This is a genomic window from Chryseobacterium candidae (genome assembly GCF_004916905.1).
Lineage (GTDB): Bacteria > Bacteroidota > Bacteroidia > Flavobacteriales > Weeksellaceae > Chryseobacterium > Chryseobacterium candidae.
In genome coordinates, this window is sequence record NZ_SDLV01000057.1 from 1 (window position 1) to 1294 (window position 1294).

Annotated in this window: 1 protein-coding gene; it reads right to left on the reverse strand. The window is 34.1% G+C overall.

Annotated features, from left to right (window positions below; translation table 11 throughout):
• The coding region (locus EK417_RS19840) for a leucine-rich repeat domain-containing protein (RefSeq protein WP_168802046.1) at positions 1–1036 on the reverse strand (1036 nt) is incomplete at its 3' end.
• Positions 1037–1294 lie beyond the last annotated feature (258 nt).

Genomic DNA, 1294 nt, shown 5'->3' on the forward strand with positions numbered 1-1294 from the left:
ATGCTTGAAGAGACGATCCTGATTCCGCACCTGTTTGAAGTTGATTATATATCATCTGAACAAATATTTCATTTATCCATCCCGCTTTTTGAGGTTGAGACGTAAGAACCGATCTTTCCTCTACCCCTGTTTGATTTAGGGTAGATGTCGTATTATTTCCCGCTCCCACCCTTGGTTGATTTGGAGACTGGGCTATGTGCTGTGCCTGTTCAGATTCAGACGTAAGAACCGATCTTTCCTCTACCCCTGTTTGATTTAGGGTAGATGTCGTATTATTTCCCGCTCCCACCCTTGGTTGATTTGGAGACTGGGCTATGTCCCGTGCCTGTTCAGGTTGAGACGTAAGAACAGATCTTTGATCTGCCCCTGTTTGATTTAGGGTAGATGCCATCTGAAGGGTACTTTTATTTCCCTCTACCACTGTTTCACTTGGAGAAAAAGGGGATACTGAAAGAGACGATCCTTCTCCATGTGACTCTGCCTGAGGTTGAGGTGGAAGTTGGACAGATTCAATCGGTAATTCTGATTTTGTTATTCTATTTGTAATGTGTTTAAGAATTGCATCTGCGTTATTTGAAAGCGGGTTATTTTTATAATTTAATTCTTTGAGTTTTGTACATTTTAATAAGTCTTTAGGAACATCTGTAATCTTATTATGATTAAAAGACAGTTCAGTGAGTTCTTTTAGTTTACAAATACCCCAAGGTAATTCTTTAAGTTGGTTGATATCTAAATCTAACACTTCGAGTTTAGATAGATTATAAATACTTCTAGGTATGTAACTAAGATCGTTGTTGTCTACATCAAGTCTTTTAAGGTTTTTTAGTTTGCCTATACTCTCAGGTAAATCACTAAGGTAGTTGTTAGTTAAAAGAAGTTCCGTAAGATTAGGAATCTTCTCTATTTCTGGCATAAAATGCGATAAATGTTTATAATCTAAAAATAACCCTGACAAATCTAAGCTTTTTTCCTGCTGTTCTTGCTTCTTAGCCTCTTCTATTCTTCTGCTAAGTTTTTTTAATTGTCGTACATTCATAACCATAATTTTTTTTTTGTTTAAAAAGTATTTTTAACGTTTTATTAATCTAAAGTATTTCAATCTGTTTACTATTTTTAGACAAGACAATTTTTCTCTTCTGCTTAAGCAAACTTCTTGATTAGCTACCAAATTTTGCCTTTGATAAGCAATATATCATACTTTAATGGTATGGAATATTACCTCAAATAACATTAAATCTTTAACTAATTAAAGACGGTTTTCATAATATCTTTTACAAAAGCATATTGAATAAAA